This window comes from Pseudomonas sp. TNT2022 ID1044, from assembly GCF_028656895.1.
Taxonomy (GTDB): domain Bacteria; phylum Pseudomonadota; class Gammaproteobacteria; order Pseudomonadales; family Pseudomonadaceae; genus Aquipseudomonas; species Aquipseudomonas reinekei.
The window spans coordinates 129,376-148,761 of record NZ_JAMDHB010000022.1; the positions used below are offsets into that span (position 1 = coordinate 129,376).

Here is a 19,386-nt window from a genome sequence, read left to right on the forward strand (position 1 = left end):
GTCCTTAGTCAGAGTCATTGCGAGTTTTGCGGCGCGGCGGCTTCCGGTGCGGTCGTTGGTGCAGGTTCAGGCGCAGGTTCTTGCGGCGGTACTTGCGGCAAAGTCTCGGGAGCGGTGTCAGGTGATGCAGCCGGGATTGGCGCCTGTTCGGGCTCAGCCTGAGGTTCCTCAACCGGAGCCTCCGGCGATTCGGCCGCGGTCACGGGTGCCGGGCTGGAGCGGTAATCGGCGCGACGCTTGAGTTGATACTCTCGCACGGCGTTGTTATGGGTATCCAAGTCATCGGAAAACACATGACTGCCATCACCGCGAGCGACGAAATAGAGGCTGCTGCCATCCACCGGATTCAACGCCGCGTGGATCGCTTCGCGGCCGACCATGGCAATCGGAGTCGGCGGCAGGCCGGGGATCATGTAGGTGTTGTAAGGCGTCGCTTCCTTGAGATGAGCGCGAGTGAGCTTGCCGCTGTAACGGTCGCCCAGGCCATAGATCACGGTCGGATCGGTTTGCAGCATCATGCCGATGGCCATGCGCCGCACGAACACGCCGGCAATCTGCCCGCGCTCCTGCGGCACGCCCGTTTCCTTCTCGACCAACGAGGCCATGATCAGGGCCTGATACGGCCCGCTGTATGGCAAATCGGTTGCGCGCTGATTCCATTCCTTGGCCAGGACTTCGTCGAGACGGTCATAGGCGGTCTTCAGCAGCTCGACGTCGGTCATGCCACGTACGAAACGGTAGGTGTCGGGGAAGAACCGCCCTTCCGGGAAAATCCCGGTATGGCCGAGCTTGTCCATGACCTGGCTGTCGCTCAGGCCGTTAAGGGTGTGCTCGATTTTTTCTTCTTTGGCCAGCGCCACACGGACTTGATGGAAATTCCAGCCTTCGACCAGGGTGAGGCTGTATTGGACCATTTCCCCGCGCTTCCACAGGTCGATAAGGCCTTCGACAGTCATGCCGGGCGTCATGCGGTATTCGCCGCTGTGCAACGGTTGCTTGGGCAGGTTGAGGCGCCAGTACACGCGTAACCAGAACGCGTCCTTGATGACGCCGTCGGCTTCCATTCGCAAGAAGGTGCGGTTTGGCGTGGTGCCTTTGGGCACCTCCAACAGTTCTTCCTGAGTAATGTTCAGCGGCTGAACCAGCGCCGAATGAATTTTCCAGGCAGAAGCGCCCAACATCAGCCCCGCCAGAACCAGTCCGGTTTCCAGCAGCAGCAAGAATTTACGTCTCACGTATCAAGTATCCAGTAGCGCGCAGGCAATGGTTTGGAGTTTACGGGTGAGCGGCCCAACCGGCCAGCTCAGTGCGGCATAGGCTTGCACCGGCCAAACGCCATAGACACTGTTGCAGACAAACACCTCATCGGCCTGCTGCAGCTGTTCCAGCGTGATATCGGTGATTTCTGTGGGGATGCCCAGTGACTCGGCTTGAAACAATAATTCGGCACGCATCACGCCTTCTACGCCGCAGCGTTTGAGATCGGCGGTGATCAGCACGCCGTCGCGCACCAGGAACAGGTTGCTGAACACACCTTCAATCACTCGACCGTCCTGATCGAGCATCAAACCTTCGGCATGTTCGGAGTCCTGCCATTCGGCGCGCGCCATCACCTGTTCGAGACGGTTCAAGTGTTTGAGACCGGCAAGCAGAGGCTGAATGGAAAGTCGCGTGATGCAGGGAAACAGACGAATGCCTTGTTCTCTATGGGTCTTCGGGTAAGTCGCCGGGGGATTACCCGACAAAATACGACGGGCCTGGACCGAGGGATCAAATGCGTAACCGCGCAGGCTGTCGCCACGGGTCACGATCAGTTTGAGCACACCTTCCTGCAAATCCCCGGCGCAGGTCACCAGCTCCCTGACCACTGCCTCATGATCGAGGTTGATCGCCAGCCGCTGGCAGCCCTTGGCCAGACGCCCCAGATGACGATCCAGCAGTACCGGGGAGCCGTTACGTACGGCGATGGTCTCGAAAAGACCATCGCCGTACGCCAGGCCGCGATCTTTCAGCGACAGTGCGTCAGCCGGTTGACCGTCGACCCAGGTGTCCATCAGCCTGCGAACCGGCGGAACACCAGCGAGCCATTGGTGCCGCCAAAACCGAAGGAGTTGGACAGGACCACATCGATTTCCATGTTGCGCGCAGTGTGCGGCACGAAATCGAGATCGCAGCCTTCGTCCGGCTCATCCAGGTTGATGGTCGGTGGTGCCACCTGGCTGTTGATCGCCAGCACGCTGAAGATCGCCTCAACCGCACCGGCTGCGCCGAGCAGGTGACCGGTCATCGACTTGGTCGAGCTGACAGCCACGTTGTACGCGTGCTCGCCAAACACCGACTTGATCGCGTTGACTTCCGCGAGGTCGCCGGCAGGCGTCGACGTACCGTGGGCATTGATGTACTGCACTTGATCGCCATTGACCTTGGCATCGCGCAGCGCATTGGTAATACAGCGGGCCGCACCGGCGCCATCGGCAGGTGGCGAGGTCATATGGTAAGCATCGCCGCTGGTACCGAAACCGATCAGCTCGGCATAGATGGTCGCACCACGGGCCTTGGCATGCTCCAGCTCTTCCAGAACCAGCGCACCGGCACCGTTGGATAAAACGAAGCCATCGCGACCCTTGTCCCATGGACGACTGGCGCGGGTCGGCTCATCGTTGCGGGTCGACAGTGCGCGGGAGGCACCGAAGCCACCCATGCCGAGGCCACAAGCGGCCATTTCGGCGCCGCCGGCAATCATCACGTCGGCTTCGTCGTACATGATGTTGCGGGCTGCCATGCCGATGCAGTGGGTACCGGTGGTACACGCCGTGGCGATGGCATAGTTAGGTCCCTGTGCACCCAGGTGGATGGACAGGAAACCGGAAATCATATTGATGATCGAGCCAGGTACGAAAAACGGAGAAATCCGTCGTGGACCGGTCTCGTGCAGCGTGCGGCTGGTTTCTTCGATATTGGTCAGTCCGCCAATTCCCGAACCCATCGCCACGCCAATGCGCTCACGGTTGGCGTCGGTGACTTCCAGACCGGCATTGCGCACTGCCTGAAAACCTGCGGCCAGACCGTACTGAATGAACAGGTCGAGCTTGCGTGCTTCCTTGAGTGACAGGTATTCCTCGACATTGAAGCCCTTTACCGAGCCGCCAAAACGGGTGGAATAGGCAGAAAGGTCGGTGTGTTCGATCAGACCAATGCCACTGCGGCCAGCCAGAATGCCCTGCCAGCTGCTTGGCACATCCGTGCCCAGTGGCGACAACATACCCATACCGGTGACTACGACGCGTCTACGCGACACAGCACTCTCCTTTTTCAAATGACGACTTTGCATCAGGCCTAAAGAAAAAACCGCACGCCATGATGGCAGTGCGGTTTTTCCATGACAGCAAGCAACGATTACAAACTATTACGCCTGGTGGCTAGTAACGTAGTCGATTGCAGCTTGTACAGTAGTGATCTTCTCAGCTTCTTCGTCAGGGATTTCGGTCTCGAATTCCTCTTCCAGAGCCATCACCAGCTCAACGGTGTCAAGGGAGTCAGCACCCAGGTCTTCAACGAAGGAAGCAGTGTTGACCACTTCTTCTTCTTTAACGCCCAGTTGCTCGGCAACGATTTTCTTGACGCGCTCTTCGATGGTGCTCATACCTTGTTTTCACTCCTAATGGACAAATTCAGGCAGCTGGCCAGTGGGTAAGTGTATAGAAAGACTTTTCAGCTTTTCAACTGAAAGCTTCACTCCTCAAACCCGGTGACCCTCTGCCTATAAATAGATTGCAGCTTTATAACGGATTTTAGACAGCTCGTATGACATTTTTTTGAAGCAATCCGTCACATTTAACTCATGTACATCCCGCCGTTCACCGGGATTGTAGCCCCAGTAACGTAAGCCGCACCGTCGGAGGCAAGAAAAGCGACCACAGACGCGATCTCTTGAGCTTGTCCCAGACGACCCAGCGGAATCTGCGTCTGCAAGGCTTCACGCTGTGCCTCGGGCAGTTCGCGGGTCATATCGGTATCAATGAACCCTGGGGCCACCGAGTTTACCGTAATCGAACGCGAACCGACTTCACGCGCCAGTGCACGGCTGAAACCTTCCAGACCGGCCTTGGCGGCAGCGTAGTTTACTTGGCCTGCGTTGCCCATGGCACCCACAACCGAGCCAATACTGATAATTCGTCCCCAACGGGCTTTGGTCATACCGCGCAAAACGCCCTTGGACAGGCGGAACAGACTGTTCAGGTTGGTATCGACAACGTCATGCCACTCGTCGTCTTTCATGCGCATCATCAGGTTATCGCGGGTGATACCGGCATTGTTGACCAGGATCGCCGGCGCACCGAACTGCTCCTGGATGCTCGCCAGGACAGCCGCCACGGACTCGTCGCTGGTCACGTTGAGCTCAAGGCCGGTACCCTGGATGCCGTTTTCTTTCAGAGTGGCGGCAATACGCTCGGCACCCGAAGCGGAGGTCGCGGTGCCAACAACGATGGCGCCCTGACGACCCAGTTCCAGGGCGATAGCCTGGCCGATGCCACGGCTTGCACCGGTGACCAGTGCAACTTTACCTTGCAGACTCATGCAAGTTTCTCCTGATTCAGGCCAGCGCTGCACGGGCGGCAGCGAAAGCGTCTGGGGTATTGAGATTGGAAGTCGATACGCCTTCGGCGCAGCGTTTGTTCAGGCCGGCGAGTACTTTGCCAGGACCGCACTCGACCAGATTGGTCGCGCCCTTGGCTGCCAGTGCCTGGACCGACTCGACCCAGCGTACAGGCTTGTAAAGCTGCTCAAGCAGATCGCGCTTGAGGGTTTCCAGGTCGGCAGGCACTGCGGCACTGACGTTCTGCACGACAGGAATCTGCGGCGCCTGCCAGTCGATCGCGGCGATCGACTCGGCGAAACGCTGGGCTGCCGGACGCATCAGCTCGCAGTGCGACGGCACGCTGACCGGCAACGGCATGGCGCGCTTGGCGCCACGCGCCTTGCAGCCTTCAATGGCACGTTCGACCGCAGCCTTGGCACCGGCGATAACCACCTGGCCAGGGGAGTTGAAATTGACCGCGCTTACCACTTCGCCTTGCGCCGCTTCGGCGCAGGCTGCCAGCACATCGGCATCGTCCAGACCGAGGATCGCGGCCATGCCGCCCTGCCCGGCCGGAACGGCTTCCTGCATCAGCTGACCGCGACGCTCGACCAGCTTCACCGCGTCGCCGAGGCTCAGGCTGCCAGCAGCAACCAGTGCGCTGTATTCACCCAGGCTGTGACCGGCAACATAAGCCGGGCGCGCGCCGCCTTCCGCCAGCCACAAGCGCCACAGGGCGATCGAAGCGGTCAGAATGGCCGGCTGGGTTTTATCGGTTTGATTGAGTTGTTCTTCCGGCCCTTGCTGGGTCAGTGCCCACAGGTCGTAACCCAGAGCATCGGAAGCTTCTTTGAATGTTTCGAGGACAACCGGATGTTGCGCGCCCAACTCGGCCAACATGCCGAGGGACTGCGAACCCTGTCCCGGAAAGACGAATGCGAGGGAAGCAGACATGTAACAAGCCCCTAATGATCTTGTCGTCGGAGAATTGACGTCCCGCTTAGGGGGGACGCAAGAAACTGACAGTTGGATGGCCAATTGAACTGAGCGGTCACATTTAAGCATTGTCCGACGAAAACGCCTAAAGCAACAAATCCTCCAGACGACCGTGGATGCGTTCTGGCAGATTTTCCTGAATTTCGATCAAGGCACGGGAAATAGCACTCTGAAAACCCTGCACCCCGGCGGAACCGTGGCTTTTCACGACAATGCCCTGCAAACCGAGGAAGCTCGCGCCGTTATGTCGCGCTGGCGCCAGATCTGCTTGCAGACGCTTCATCAGCGGTAACGCCAACGCCCCCACCATGCGCGAAGGCAGGCTTTTCTTGAACAATGCCTCGATGCGCGCGGCAATCATGGTCGCCAGCCCTTCGCTGGACTTGAGCAGGATATTGCCGACAAAACCGTCGCACACCACGACATCCGCCTCACCGCGGTACAAACCGTCACCTTCGACAAAACCGATGTAGTTGATACCACGCGCACTTTGCAACAAGGTTGCAGCCAGCTTGACCTGCTGATTGCCCTTGATGTCCTCGGTGCCGATGTTCAACAAGGCCACCCGGGGACGAACGATACCCAGGGTTTCCGCCGCGACCGAACCCATCACCGCAAACTGCAACAGGTGTTCGGCACTGCAATCGACATTGGCGCCCAGATCGAGCAACTGGCAATAACCCTTCTGCGTCGGAATCGCCGCAACCATGGCCGGACGATCGATGCCCGGCAACGTCTTGAGCACGAACCGCGACAACGCCATCAACGCCCCGGTATTGCCGGCACTGACACACGCCTGGACCTTGCCGTCACGCAATAACTCAAGCGCCACGCGCATGGATGAATCAGGCTTGCCACGCAGGGCCTGGGCAGGTTTTTCGTCCATGGTGATGACTTCGGACGCCGGAGTAATCGACAGGCGCGCGCGATCCACAGCCGATTGGCCAGCGATCAATTCTTCAAGGAGGGAGGGTTGACCGACGAGGGTCAGGTGCAGCGAGGGCGTAGCAGACAGGCAAGCGATGCTGGCCTGGACAATGCTGCGGGGACCGAAGTCCCCGCCCATTGCGTCAATCGCGATGACTTGAGCGGACAAGTGATTACTCGTCAGCGCCCTTGTCGATCACTTTACGGCCACGGTATACGCCTTCTGGCGATACGTGGTGACGCAGGTGAACTTCACCAGTGGTTTTTTCTACAGACAGGGTGCTAGCCTCGAGAGCGTCGTGCGAACGGCGCATGTCACGGGCAGAGCGGGATTTTTTGTTCTGCTGAACAGCCATAATTGATTAACTCCTAAACGTTTGGGTCACGCTTTAACTGCGCCAATACACTGAACGGGTTGGACCGCGTTACCTCGTCCTCGCTCGGTTCGGGCTCATCTGCTCCCGCCGGCTGCTGGCATTCTTCCGGATGATGAGCAGGCACAATGGGCAAGGCGAGCAGAAGCTCCTCCTCGATCAGTGACTGCAGATCCAATGGATCTTCGCCCAGTTCCAGCACGTCATAACCTTTCGGCAACGACTGGGTATTCGCACCCTCCTTCACCACAGCATAACTGCATTCGCTATGGATCGGCAGGGTGACCAGCTCAAGACAACGCTGGCAAACCATTTTGACTTCAGTGTCGATAAAGCTGTGGATTACCACAGATTTACGTTCATCTCGTTCAAAAACGAATTTAGCCTGCACCGTACCGACATTGTCGGAAAGCGGGTCGCAGAGTCTCTCCAAATTGGCCAGCAGCATTTCACCTTGAAGGGTGGTGCCACGATCAGCCAATTTGCGCGGGTCAACGTGAGGTGGAATCGGGTCATTCAACATAGGCGCAGCATTATAGGGATGCACCCGCCCATGTCAAAGGAAATTCAGCCCTGTCCGTCACTTGGAAGCCTCGCTAGAATTCGCACCTGCCAATTGGAGATGCGCATGCTGCCTTTATTACTCGCTTCCAGCTCGGTCTATCGCCGGGATTTGCTGGCCCGCCTGCGGCTGCCATTCACTTGCAGCTCACCGGACATCGACGAAAGTCATCGTCCGGGCGAGGCTGCCATTGATCTGGTAAAACGCCTCGCCGAGCAAAAAGCCCGCGCACTGGCGCACAGCCATGACGCTCATTTGATCATCGGCTCCGACCAGGTCGCCGTGCTCGGCGACAGGATCATCGGCAAACCCCACACCTTCGAAAAGGCCCGCGAACAGTTGCTGGACTCCAGCGGTGCCAGCGTGACCTTCCTCACCGGACTGGCGCTGCTCAATAGCCAGACAGGCCATTGCCAGATCGACTGCGTGCCTTTCACCGTACACATGCGCTTACTCGACGCCGCACACATCGAACGCTACCTGCACGCCGAGCAGCCGTACGACTGCGCAGGCAGCTTCAAGGCCGAAGGTTTGGGTGTGAGCCTGTTCCGAAGCACCGAAGGCCCTGACGCCACCAGCCTTGTCGGCCTGCCGCTGATTCGCCTTGTGGACATGCTGCTGGCCGAGGGCGTGCAAATCCCCTGAACACCCCTCGCAGGAGCCGGCTTGCTGAAGATCGATGCTGAATCCTGTCTCGAGTTGCAGGACTTCATCGCTGGCAGCCAGCCCTTACCGGGCCGCGAGCGGCACAAAAAAACCGGCAATGGCCGGTTTATTTGTGCTTTCGCAAATCAGCGCAACGACGGACCGTTAAACCCCATCCACATCGCCAAATGCTCAGCCACGCTGGCACCGAGTTTTTTCGAGAAACGGTCGAATGGCGATTCCTGAACCGTGAAATCCACCAGTTCCTTTTCACCAATCACATCACGCGCGACCGAACTGGCGTTACCCAGGCCATCCACCAGCCCCAGCGGCAGCGCCTGCTCACCCGACCAGACCAACCCGGAAAACAGCTCCGGATGTTCTTTATCCTTCAGGCGATCACCACGGCCCTGCTTGACGCTGTTGATGAACTGCTTGTGCGTGGTATCGAGCACGCCCTGCCAGAACGCAGTCTCTTCAGGCTTTTGCGGCTGGAACGGATCGAGAAACGATTTGTGCTCGCCGGAGGTGTAGGTGCGACGCTCGACCCCCAGCTTCTCCATGGCGCCGACAAAACCGTAACCGGCCGCCGTCACACCGATGGAGCCCACCAGACTCGCCTTGTCGGCGTAGATCTGATCGGCAGCACTGGCGATGTAATAGGCACCGGAGGCACCGAGGTCGGAAATCACCGCGTACAACTTGGTATCGGGGTGCAGAGCGCGCAGACGACGGATCTCGTCATAAACGTAACCTGACTGCACAGGACTGCCACCCGGGCTATTGATGCGCAGGATGACACCCTTGACCTTCTTGTCTTCGAAGGCGGCACGCAGACTGCCAACGATATTGTCGGCGCTGGCCGGCTCCTTGTCGGCAATCATGCCGGTGATATCGATCAGCGCGGTGTAGTTGCCGCTGCGAGTCGCCGCTTTTTCCATGTCCATTAGCGGCGAGAACAGCAACAGCGCGCCAAACAGATACACGAACGTCAGCAACTTGAAGAAAATCCCCCAGCGACGTGAGCGACGCTGCTCCTGCACACCTGCAAGCAAGGTCTTTTCCAGCAGCTTCCAGCTCTTTTCGTCACCGCTCTCTGCACTCGCCTTTGCGGGCGCTTTCCATTCGTCGGTCATGCCATCTACCCCAGCAAAAACGTATTAAGCCCGCTGACTCAGCCAGGCGTGCAATTCTGAAAAGTGATCAATCGCCAAGCGTGGCTCAAACAGTTTCAACGCCTCGATCGACTGGGCGCCGTAGCTGACCGCCACCGAATCCATGCCGGCGTTGCGCGCCATCTGCAAATCGAAGGACGAGTCGCCGACCATCAGCGCCTGCTCCGGGCGAACCTCGCAATGCGCAAGGATCTGTTCAAGCATCAAAGGGTGGGGCTTGCTGGCAGTTTCGTCAGCGGCCCGGGTGATATCGAAATAATCCGCCCAACCGTGCGCCTTCAAAACCCGATCCAGCCCACGGCGCGCCTTGCCCGTTGCGACCGCCAGGTGATAACCCTCGGCACGAAACGCTTCCATCGACGCCACCACCCCCTCGAACAACGGAGAAGGCACAGCCTCTGAGGCAATGTAGTGGTCGGCGTAGTGCTCGCGAAAGGCGATCAACTCGGCATCGCTGATTTGCGGGTACAGCGTACGGATCGCTTCCGGCAGCCCCAGCCCGATGATGCCCTTGACGGCAAAGTCATCGCACAGTTGAAAGCCGGATCGTTCGGAGGCGACATGCATCGCCTCGACAATCCGACCAATGGAATCGGCCAGCGTGCCATCCCAATCGAAAATCAGCAGTTTGTAATCAGATGGGTGCACTCAGGCGCTCCACGGTTTTGGCCCACATCTCGTCGACCGGCGCCTGCAACTTGAGTTCACCGCCATCGGGCAACGGCACGGTCAGCATGTAGGCGTGCAGGAACAGGCGCTTGCCGCCCAGATCACGGATTTCCTTACTGAAGTCGTCATCGCCGTACTTGGTGTCGCCGGCGATGCAGTGCCCGGCGTGCAAGGTGTGGACGCGGATCTGGTGGGTGCGGCCGGTGATCGGCCTGGCTTCGATCAGGGTGGCAAAGTCGCCGAAACGACGCAGGACCTTGAACACGGTCACAGACTCCTTGCCCTCCTCCTCGTCGACCTCGACCATACGCTCGCCGGAGCGCAGATTGCTCTTGCCGAGCGCGGCCCGGACTTGCTTGATCGAAGACGCCCAGTTACCGCGAACCAGCGCCATATAGCGCTTGTCGACGCCATCACCACGCAAGGCCGTGTGCAAGTGACGCAGCATGCTGCGCTTCTTGGCGATCATCAGCAGGCCGGAGGTGTCACGGTCCAGGCGGTGAACCAGCTCGAGCTCCTTGCAATCGGGGCGCAACTGACGAAAGGCTTCGATGACCCCGTAATTCAAGCCGCTGCCGCCATGAACGGCAATGCCACAAGGCTTGTTGATCACGAGCAGCGCCTTGTCTTCGTAGACAATCGAGGCCTCGAGTCGCTGCAGCAGGCCTTGCGCCAGTGGCACGGGTTCGTCGCGCTCAGGCACGCGAACCGGCGGCACGCGCACGATATCGCCCGCCTGCAGCTTGTATTCGGGCTTGATCCGACCTTTGTTCACCCGCACTTCGCCTTTGCGCAAAATGCGGTAAATCAAGGTCTTGGGCACGCCTTTGAGCCGAGCGAGAAGGAAGTTATCAATACGTTGGCCGGCATATTCCGGCGAGACCTCAAGCAGTTGGACGCCTGGGGTCGAAGGGGCAGTAGTCGTCATGGCGCGGATGATAACAATTTTTTATGGAATTGAAGCACTTAATCATTGCTGCTATAGTCGCGAACGCCGCCAAAAGCGGCCTGGACAGCGGACCAACGGTCAAAAACCGGCCCTGACCAACGCAATTCACCAGGACGCGAGGCCGTCCTACGGGGCTTTCGCTACGTAACGGTGGAGTTTGCAGGTGTAACGAGCGCAGGTGACATGAGGCCTGAATCACGCCGTAAAGCAGAGTTCTCACTCGTTTTGCGAGCCATATTCACGGCCAGTTCACAAAGTGCAGTCAGCTGCGAATGACCCCGAGCGAACGCTTCGGAAACACCGCCTAAATTAGCCATGATGCGTGACCTCCCCTTTCGGAGCTCACGGTAAATGCCAACCCGCTGCGGATTCTGCGCGCGGCAGCACCCGAATTATCAGGGATACGTGTAGGGTGGAGATGCACAACCGCTGGACTGTGTAGCAATAGGCTTTATCAAGACGCTTCATCTCGTCCACAGCCGCCGGTTGATTCCTCCTCCTGACTGAGTGCTTAAGTAGCCACAGCAAGCAGGACGCGTACGTCGCGATGCAGGCCCTCATTGGCCGGACATCGCTGGACACGGGAATGGCCAACCACTCCCGACGCACCTGACACCGACCGTGAGAAGTCGTGTGTGCCGAACGCCGTTTCCGGCAGCCCGGAAACCGACGGTACTACATGAAAAGAATGCTGATTAACGCAACTCAACCCGAAGAGTTGCGTGTTGCACTGGTAGATGGCCAACGCCTCTACGACCTGGACATCGAATCCGGTGCACGCGAGCAGAAGAAGGCCAACATCTATAAAGGCCGGATTACTCGCATCGAACCAAGCCTTGAGGCTGCCTTTGTCGATTTCGGCTCCGAGCGCCACGGCTTCCTGCCCCTCAAAGAAATCTCCCGCGAATACTTCAAGAAAGCCCCGGAAGGTCGCGTCAACATCAAGGACGTCCTGAGCGAAGGCCAGGAAGTCATCGTTCAGGTCGAAAAAGAAGAACGTGGCAACAAGGGCGCAGCCCTGACCACCTTCATCAGCCTGGCCGGCCGTTATCTGGTGCTGATGCCGAACAACCCGCGTGCCGGCGGCATCTCCCGCCGCATCGAAGGCGAAGAGCGCAACGAACTGCGTGAAGCGCTGAATGGCCTGGTTGCCCCGGCCGACATGGGTCTGATCGTGCGCACTGCCGGCCTGGGCCGCAGCAGCGAAGAAATGCAGTGGGACCTCGACTACCTGCTGCAACTGTGGACCGCCATCAAAGAAGCCTCGCTTGACCGCGCCGCGCCGTTCCTGATCTACCAGGAAAGCAACGTGATCATCCGCGCCATCCGCGATTACCTGCGCCAGGACATTGGCGAAGTGCTGATCGACAGCGTTGAAGCCCAGGACGAAGCCCTGACCTTCATTCGCCAGGTGATGCCGCAGTACGCCAGCAAGATCAAACTGTACGAAGACAGCGTTCCGCTGTTCAACCGTTTCCAGATCGAAAGCCAGATCGAAACCGCCTTCCAGCGCGTGGTTGAACTGCCTTCCGGCGGCTCCATCGTCATCGATCCGACCGAAGCCCTGGTGTCCATCGACATCAACTCGGCGCGCGCCACCAAAGGCAGCGATATCGAAGAAACCGCCCTGCAGACCAACCTTGAAGCCGCCGAAGAAATCGCCCGTCAGTTGCGCCTGCGCGACATCGGCGGCCTGATCGTCATCGACTTCATCGACATGACCCCTGCCAAGAACCAGCGCGCCGTGGAAGAAAAAGTCCGCGAATGCCTGGAAGCTGACCGCGCTCGCGTGCAAGTCGGTCGCATCTCGCGCTTCGGCCTGCTGGAAATGTCTCGTCAGCGCCTGCGTCCATCCCTGGGCGAAAGCAGCGGCATCGTTTGCCCGCGTTGCAACGGCACCGGCATCATCCGTGACGTTGAATCGCTGTCCCTGGCGATCCTGCGCCTGATCGAAGAAGAAGCCCTGAAAGACCGCACCGCCGAAGTTCGCGCACAAGTGCCGATCCCGGTGGCCGCGTTCCTGCTCAACGAAAAACGCAACTCGATCACCAAGATCGAACTGCGCACCCGTGCCCGCATCATCATTCTGCCGAACGATCACCTCGAAACGCCGCACTTCGAAGTGCAACGTTTGCGTGACGACAGCCCGGAAGCTGCGACCAACCAGTCCAGCTACGAAATCGCCGCTGCCGCTGCCGAAGTTGAAGAAGTTCAGCCAGCCGCCGCGACCCGCACCCTGGTTCGCCAGGAAGCTGCGGTCAAGACTGCACCGGCCCGCGCCAATGCTCCGGTTCCGACCGAAGTGGCAGCCCCGGTTGCCGCACCCGCCGCCGCGCCAGAGCCAAGCCTGTTCAAAGGCCTGGTGAAGTCGCTGGTCAGCCTGTTCGCTACCAAGGAAGAGCCAGCGGCTCCCGTAGTAGTTGAGAAGCCGGCCACCGAGCGCCCAGCTCGCAATGAAGAGCGTCGCAACGGTCGTCAGCAGAGCCGCAACCGTAACGGCCGCCGCGATGAAGAACGCAAGCCGCGCGAGGAACGTGCACCGCGTGAAGAACGCGCACCACGCGAACCACGCGAAGAGCGTCAGCCACGCGAAGCCCGTGAAGAGACGCCAGCCGTAGCCCGTGAAGAACGTGCTCCACGCGCACCGCGTGAAGAACGTGCACCGCGCGCTCCACGCGAAGATCGCAAGCCACGTGGCGAGCGTGAAGAACGCGTTCGTGAGCTGCGTGAGCCACTGGATGCCGCTCCAGCTGCCGCTGCTGCTGTGACTGCCAATGCTGAAGAGCGTCCGGCCCGTCAGCCACGTGAAGAACGCGCGCCACGCCCACCGCGTGAAGAACGTCAGCCACGTGCCGAGCAGGCCGCTGCCGCTGTAGCCGAAGAAGAGCTGCCGACCAACGAAGAGCAACTGCAGGAAGAAGGCCAGGAAGGCGCCGAAGGCGATCGTCCACGCCGTCGCTCCCGTGGCCAGCGTCGCCGCAGCAACCGTCGCGAGCGTCAACGTGATGCCAACGGCAACGTGATCGAAGGGTCGGAAGAGTCCGAAGCCGGCGATAACGCTGAAGCGCCAAGCACTGCCGATCTGGCCGCCGGCCTGGCAGTTACCGCAGCCGTTGCCAGCACCGTGATCAGCGCGCCGGCCGAAGCACAAGCCAACGAGCAAGCCGAACGCGCCACTGCCGCCAACCTGGAAACTGCTCCGGTTGAAGCGCCAGTCGTTGAAGCGACCACGCCGGTAGAAGTGACCGTTTCGCCGGAAATCGAAGTGGCCCAGGCGCCAGAAGCCCAGCCAGTGGTTGAAGCCGCTGCCGAGCCGGTTGTCGTTGCCCAGGCACCTGCCGAGGTTGCGGAACCGGTGGTTGAAACTGTTGCTGAAACCGTGACCGAAACCGTTCGTGAAGTTCGCGAAGAGCAAACTGCGTTCAACTGGGTGGCCGAGCCAGCCGTTGCTGAAACACCTGCTCCAGCGCCGGTTGCTCAAGCCGAAGTAGCTGAAGCGGTGGTTTCCGAGCCGGTTGTTGCAGCTGCCGAGCCAGCACCCGTGGTAGAAGCACCGGTTGTTGCCGAAACGCCAGCGCCTGTCGTTGCAGCCGCCCCGGTCAGCGCCCTGACACCAAGCGGCCGTGCGCCGAACGACCCGCGCGAAGTGCGTCGTCGCAAGCGTGAAGAAGAGCGCCTGCAGAAGGAAGCCGAACTGGCTGCCGCTGCTGCTCAGGCTGAAACCGCTGTTGCTGAAGTGGTCGAGGCAGCGCCTGCCCCTGTTGCCGAAGTCGCCGCCGAGCAGGCTGAATCGGTGATCGAGGAAGCGCCACGCTCCGTTCAGGAAGCGGTAGAGCAACACGAACAAGCCGAGGAAAAAGAACACGAGCCTAAACCACTCGTCTGATTCCATCGGTCAATAAAAAGCCCCGCCTGGTGAACCCAGGCGGGGCTTTTTTATATCTGTAAGCTTCACCCCATTCCCACAGGATCTATATTTATTTGAAGATCAGCGCTTCGGGCACATCCACATCCCACAACACCCCCGGATCATCCACCGTCACTTCAACCACCCGCCCCTGCGCAAACAACGGCTTGGCCCCGCGATCACCCGACAACGCCATCAACCCCGATCCAAAGCTGCGGCCGAATCCCACCGGGTGGCCGTATTCGCTGTCCTGCACCGGCACGCTGATGCAGCCATCAGCAATCTGCGCCACGACGTGCTCAATACTTGAAGGCAGGATGAACGGCATATCCCCCAACACCATCAGCCAGCCATCGAGTTGCGCACTCGCACTAACTCCCGCGGCGATGCTGTCACCCATTCCCGCGGATTCGATCAGCACGATTTCACAGCCATAAGCCTTGGCCATACGAATCACTTGGGGCCGCTCAGCTGTGGTGACCAACACACGCTTATCCAGCGTGGCAGGCAGATTCACCAGCACCTGCTCGATCACCGAACGGACCGCGCCATCACGCCCCGTGCAGTCCGCCAGCAACTTGTCTTTTTCCTGGCCTGCGACCTGCCGAAAACGGCTGCCCTGCCCCGCCGCCAGAATGATGACGCCGATGGACTCACTCATACGCCCTCCCGCAACGGCTTCTTCTGTTTCAGCTCGACGCCGTTCTTGATCGCGACAATCTCGGCCATCAGCGACAAAGCGATTTCCGCCGGGCTGTGGCTACCAATGTGCAAGCCGATCGGGCCGTGCAGCCGCTCAATGGCCTGTGGCGACAAGCCTAGTTGAGCCAGGTTTTCGCGACGTTTCTGGCTGTTGACCCGCGACCCCAGCGCGCCCACGTAGAAGGCTTTGGAATCCAGGGCGGTGAGCAGCGCCATGTCGTCCAGGCGCGGGTCGTGGGTCAACGCGACAATCGCTGTGCGCTCGTCGGTCTGGATGTTCAGCACTGCATCGTCGGGCATGCCCGAAACAAAACGGCCGTGCTGCTCTTCCCAACCGTAGACGAACTCGGTGCGCGGATCGCAGATCAGCACTTCGAAATCCAGCAGCCGCGCCATCTCGGCGACATACCGGGACAACTGGCCCGCGCCGATCAGCAACAAACGCCAACGCGGACCATAGATTGCGCGCAATACCTGCCCGTCGAATGTCAGCACATCCGACTTGCTGGCAGGCTTCAGGATCACTTCGCCAGTGTCGAGATCAAGTTCCCGCGCGACGATTTCATGGGCTTCACAGCGGGTCAGCAATTGCTCGACCCAATCCGCATCACCGACCCGTTCCTCGGTCAAACGCAAGGTGCCGCCGCACGGCAAACCGAAACGCGCGGCTTCTTCACGAGTGACGCCGTAGGTAATGAGTTGTACCGGAGGCCCGTCAGGCGGGATTCGACCGTCATGCAACCGCGCAATCAGGTCATCCTCGACGCAACCGCCGGACACCGAGCCGATCACGACACCGTCCTCGCGCAGCGCCAGCATGGCACCAGGCGCCCGGGGCGCAGTGCCCCAGGTCTGAACCACGCTGTACAACACCACCCGCTGACCGGCGCGGCGCCATTCCAGCACGCTGCGCAGGACGTTCAGATCGACGCTGTCCATCAGGCCGGCGCCTTCTTCCAGTCTTGCAGCTGATAGCGAACCGGCAGGTTGCGAATGCGTTTGCCGGTGGCGGCGAAGATCGCATTACACAGCGCCGGGGCAATCGGCGGCACACCCGGTTCACCCACACCGCCCAAGGGTACGGTGCCGGGTGGCGTAACCAGATGCACAGCGACTTGCTTCGGCGCCAGTGACATGCGCGCCACTTCGTACATGTGGAAGTTGTCCTGCTGGACCTTGCCGTCCTTGAAGCTGATCTCGCCCAACACCGCATTGCCCAGGCCCATGACGCAAGCGCCTTCGAACTGCGCGCGAATCCGCTCGGGGTTGATCTGCGGCCCGCAATCCACGGCAATGTCGGCCTTGTGCACGATCAACGTGCCATCGTCTTTGACTTCGACCTCGATCACCGCTGCCACGTAGGTGACGAAGCTGTAATGCACCGCCAGCCCCAGGCCTCGGCCCTTCGGCAACTCACGCCCCCATCCGGCGGCTTTGGCGGCGGTCTCCAACACGGTACGCAGGCGACCGGTATCGATCGGATAGCGCTCGGGCGATTCGCCGTAGTTCCATTCTTCGCTCAGGGTGCGAGGATCAATCTGCCGGTCCGGCCCGAGCAATTTGATCTGATACTTGAGCGGGTCCTGCCCGGCCTTGTGGGCCAGTTCGTCGATAAAGCTCTGGATCGCGAAGCCGTGCGGGATGTTCGACACCGAGCGATACCAGCCCACGCGGGTGTGTACCGTCGCCTCGGGGTTTTCCAGGCGCACATTCGGGATGGCATAGGCCATGTTGGTGAAGCCCATGCCCAACTCGAAAGCCGCCTCGTGATTCATGCCCGGGGCGAACAACGCGGTAATGCTCGGCGCCACTGTGCGGTGCAACCAGCCAGACGGCAGGCCATCCTTGTTCAGACTGGCCTTCAGGTATTCGGCCGACACGGTGTGGAAGTAGGAACAATGAATGTCGTCCTCACGGGTCCACTGCACGCGCACGGCCTTGCCCGGAAATTCCTTGGCGAGAATGGCCGCTTCGATAATGAAGTCTGGCTTGGATTTGCGCCCGAAGCCGCCACCGAGCAAGGTCACGTTGAAAGTGACCTTATCGAATGGCAGACCAAGACGCTCGCCGATCCGTTCACGGGTGACCTGCGGCGCCTGACTCGGCCCCCACGCTTCGCACGCGCCATCCTTGTAGCGGGCGATGGCGACCATCGGCTCCATCGGTGATTGCGACAGGTGCGGCAGATAGTAGGAGGCCTCCAGCGTGCTGTCGGCGCCGCTCATGGCTTCGTCGATGTTGCCGGTATTGCGGATGACTTTGCCAGGCTTGAGGGACGCGGCTTCCAGTTCCTTGCGATAGGCGATCGAGTCGTAACTGGCGTTGGCACCGTCATCCCACTCGATTTTCAGCGCTTCGCGGCCCTTGATCGCGGCCCACGTATTGTTCGCCACCACGGCAATGCCGCCCAGCGGTTGAAATTCCGATGGCAGCGGACGGCTTTCAATTTGCACCACTTTGACCACGCCCGGCACTTTCATCGCCGCGCTGGCATCGAAGGTTTTGACCTTGCCGCCATACACCGCAGGCCGGGCAATGGTGGCGAACAGCATGCCGTCGAAATGCACATCGGCGCCGTAGACCGCACGACCGTTGACGATGTCGTCACCGTCGATGGCCTTGGTGCCTTCTTTGCCGATGTAGCGGAATTCAGACGGTTGCTTGAGCTTCAGGCTGTCACGCGCCGGTACGGCCAGGGCACCGGCGGCGGCAGCCAGCGCGCCGTATTCCAGTTCACGACCGGAAGGTTTGTGAATGACTTTGTGCAACTGCGCATGGCATTCGCCGACCGGTACTTTCCACTGATTGGCAGCGGCCTGTTCCAGCATGGTCCGCGCGGCGGCGCCACAGCGGCGCATTGGCTCGTACCAGTGACGCATGCTGCGTGAACCGTCGGTGTCCTGGTTGCCGAAGCGCACTTCGTCGCCCGGTGCCTGCTGCACTTTGACCCGCGCCCAATCAGCTTCCAGTTCATCGGCAACCACCATGGTCAGACTGGTTCGCACGCCCTGACCCATTTCCGAACGGTTGCACATCACGGTCACCGTGCCATCGCCGGCGATGCTCACGTACACCTTGGGATCATCCACCCAACCATTGGGCATGCCGTCGGCGCCGAACTTCTTCACTTCTTCGGCAAACACGTCCTGCCAGCCCCAACTCGCGGCGACCACCAGGGCACTGGTAACGCCCACCCCTTTGAGGAAACCACGGCGACTGAGGTTGCTCAGGGCGAAATCCATCGGCAACTGGCTCATGCCTTGGCCTCCTTCAGGTGGGTGGATGCCTGGCGAATGGCGGTCTTGATGCGGTTATAAGTGCCACAGCGGCAGATATTGCCGACCATCGCCTCTTCGATCTGTTCGTCGCTCGGGTTCGGATGGGTCTTGAGCAGTGCGGTGGCGGACATGATTTGCCCGCCTTGGCAGTAACCGCATTGGGCCACTGCGGAGTCGAGCCAGGCTTGTTGAACCACTTTGCCCACCGGGTCGGCGTGCAGGTTGTCGATAGTGGTGACGTTCTGGCCGATCACCGAGCCGATCGGCGTGATGCAACTGCGCGCCGGCGCGCCTTCGATATGAATGGTGCAAGCACCGCACAGGCCCATGCCGCAGCCGAATTTGGTGCCGTTATAACCAGCCACGTCGCGGATCGCCCAGAGCAGCGGCATGTCCTCGGTGACGTCGAGTTGATGGTCTTGACCGTTGAGTTTCAGGGTAATCATGGGCACGCCCGCATATTTCTTGAGTTATGGGGTCGAGCAATCTGCCGTGGGATCTTGGTTCGGCACGCAGATCGACTCAGGCTAATGGGCTCTCTTGTGCGAACGCAGACGTCTGCACCGGGCCTTTGGTGAAACAAATGCTTGCATCGTTAGCCGGCTAAGTTAACCCAGCATTAA

The 19,386-nt window shown here is 60.0% G+C and carries 18 protein-coding genes; 2 read left to right on the forward strand and 16 right to left on the reverse strand.

Annotated elements, in window-relative coordinates:
- Nucleotides 1-14: 14 nt before the first annotated feature.
- From mltG to M5G20_RS22935, 9 genes are all read right to left on the reverse strand, one after another.
- Nucleotides 15-1,235 (reverse strand): endolytic transglycosylase MltG, encoded by a 1,221-nt coding sequence (gene mltG, locus M5G20_RS22895; protein ID WP_273921014.1) that lies wholly within the window; start codon nt 1,233-1,235, stop codon nt 15-17.
- A 3-nt stretch (nt 1,236-1,238) separates the two neighbouring features.
- Nucleotides 1,239-2,054: an aminodeoxychorismate lyase gene (pabC, locus tag M5G20_RS22900; RefSeq protein WP_273921015.1), complete on the reverse strand. Its 816-nt coding sequence runs from the start codon at nt 2,052-2,054 to the stop codon at nt 1,239-1,241.
- Nucleotides 2,054-3,298 carry a beta-ketoacyl-ACP synthase II gene (gene fabF / locus M5G20_RS22905; protein ID WP_150732338.1) on the reverse strand — a complete coding sequence of 415 codons (1,245 nt, stop codon included), beginning with the start codon at nt 3,296-3,298 and terminating at the stop codon, nt 2,054-2,056. Before fabF ends, pabC begins: the two co-directional genes overlap by 1 nt.
- A 108-nt stretch (nt 3,299-3,406) precedes the next feature.
- The gene (gene acpP / locus M5G20_RS22910; protein ID WP_003175607.1) at nt 3,407-3,643 is read right to left on the reverse strand and encodes an acyl carrier protein; all 237 of its coding nucleotides are present in this window, start codon (nt 3,641-3,643) and stop codon (nt 3,407-3,409) included.
- 191 nt (nt 3,644-3,834) lie between these two features.
- A complete protein-coding gene (gene fabG, locus M5G20_RS22915) occupies nt 3,835-4,578 on the reverse strand; it encodes a 3-oxoacyl-ACP reductase FabG (protein ID WP_007942004.1) in 744 nt (247 codons plus the stop codon).
- Between the two features lie 16 nt (nt 4,579-4,594).
- Nucleotides 4,595-5,533, reverse strand: coding sequence for an ACP S-malonyltransferase (gene fabD / locus M5G20_RS22920; protein WP_273921016.1), 939 nt, complete (start codon nt 5,531-5,533; stop codon nt 4,595-4,597).
- 127 nt (nt 5,534-5,660) lie between these two features.
- On the reverse strand, nt 5,661-6,671 hold the full coding sequence (plsX, locus tag M5G20_RS22925; protein ID WP_150732336.1) for a phosphate acyltransferase PlsX: 1,011 nt from the start codon (nt 6,669-6,671) through the stop codon (nt 5,661-5,663).
- 4 nt (nt 6,672-6,675) lie between these two features.
- Nucleotides 6,676-6,858, reverse strand: coding sequence for a 50S ribosomal protein L32 (gene rpmF, locus M5G20_RS22930; RefSeq protein ID WP_003179396.1), 183 nt, complete (start codon nt 6,856-6,858; stop codon nt 6,676-6,678).
- A 13-nt stretch (nt 6,859-6,871) separates the two neighbouring features.
- Nucleotides 6,872-7,399: a YceD family protein gene (locus M5G20_RS22935; RefSeq protein WP_273921017.1), complete on the reverse strand. Its 528-nt coding sequence runs from the start codon at nt 7,397-7,399 to the stop codon at nt 6,872-6,874.
- Nucleotides 7,400-7,504: 105 nt separating this feature from the next.
- On the opposite strand from M5G20_RS22935, the gene M5G20_RS22940 reads away from it, so the two are divergent.
- Nucleotides 7,505-8,083, forward strand: coding sequence for a Maf family protein (locus M5G20_RS22940; RefSeq protein ID WP_273921019.1), 579 nt, complete (start codon nt 7,505-7,507; stop codon nt 8,081-8,083).
- A gap of 146 nt (nt 8,084-8,229) precedes the next feature.
- On the opposite strand, the gene M5G20_RS22945 is transcribed toward M5G20_RS22940, so the two are convergent.
- Genes M5G20_RS22945 through rluC form a run of 3 tightly spaced genes read right to left on the reverse strand, consistent with a single transcriptional unit; the run spans nt 8,230 to nt 10,855 of the window.
- The gene (locus M5G20_RS22945; protein WP_273921020.1) at nt 8,230-9,219 is read right to left on the reverse strand and encodes a S49 family peptidase; all 990 of its coding nucleotides are present in this window, start codon (nt 9,217-9,219) and stop codon (nt 8,230-8,232) included.
- 24 nt (nt 9,220-9,243) lie between these two features.
- On the reverse strand, nt 9,244-9,906 hold the full coding sequence (locus tag M5G20_RS22950) for an HAD-IA family hydrolase (RefSeq protein ID WP_150732333.1): 663 nt from the start codon (nt 9,904-9,906) through the stop codon (nt 9,244-9,246).
- Complete coding sequence (gene rluC / locus M5G20_RS22955) at nt 9,893-10,855, reverse strand: 23S rRNA pseudouridine(955/2504/2580) synthase RluC (RefSeq protein WP_273921021.1); 963 nt, start codon at nt 10,853-10,855, stop codon at nt 9,893-9,895. Before rluC ends, M5G20_RS22950 begins: the two co-directional genes overlap by 14 nt.
- Nucleotides 10,856-11,555: 700 nt before the next feature.
- Between rluC and rne the strand changes: the two genes are divergently transcribed.
- Nucleotides 11,556-14,762: a ribonuclease E gene (rne, locus tag M5G20_RS22960; RefSeq protein ID WP_273921022.1), complete on the forward strand. Its 3,207-nt coding sequence runs from the start codon at nt 11,556-11,558 to the stop codon at nt 14,760-14,762.
- A gap of 91 nt (nt 14,763-14,853) precedes the next feature.
- Here rne and M5G20_RS22965 read toward each other — a convergent pair whose 3' ends face one another.
- From M5G20_RS22965 to M5G20_RS22980, 4 genes are read right to left on the reverse strand one after another with little or no spacing between them, the layout of a single operon-like run.
- The gene (locus tag M5G20_RS22965) at nt 14,854-15,444 is read right to left on the reverse strand and encodes a nucleotidyltransferase family protein (protein WP_273921023.1); all 591 of its coding nucleotides are present in this window, start codon (nt 15,442-15,444) and stop codon (nt 14,854-14,856) included.
- A complete protein-coding gene (locus M5G20_RS22970; protein ID WP_212625458.1) occupies nt 15,441-16,424 on the reverse strand; it encodes an XdhC family protein in 984 nt (327 codons plus the stop codon). The genes M5G20_RS22965 and M5G20_RS22970 overlap by 4 nt, the downstream gene beginning before the upstream one ends.
- A complete protein-coding gene (locus M5G20_RS22975) occupies nt 16,424-18,742 on the reverse strand; it encodes a xanthine dehydrogenase family protein molybdopterin-binding subunit (protein WP_273921024.1) in 2,319 nt (772 codons plus the stop codon). The genes M5G20_RS22970 and M5G20_RS22975 overlap by 1 nt, the downstream gene beginning before the upstream one ends.
- Nucleotides 18,739-19,209, reverse strand: coding sequence for a (2Fe-2S)-binding protein (locus tag M5G20_RS22980; protein ID WP_075947424.1), 471 nt, complete (start codon nt 19,207-19,209; stop codon nt 18,739-18,741). Before M5G20_RS22980 ends, M5G20_RS22975 begins: the two co-directional genes overlap by 4 nt.
- Nucleotides 19,210-19,386: the final 177 nt, after the last annotated feature.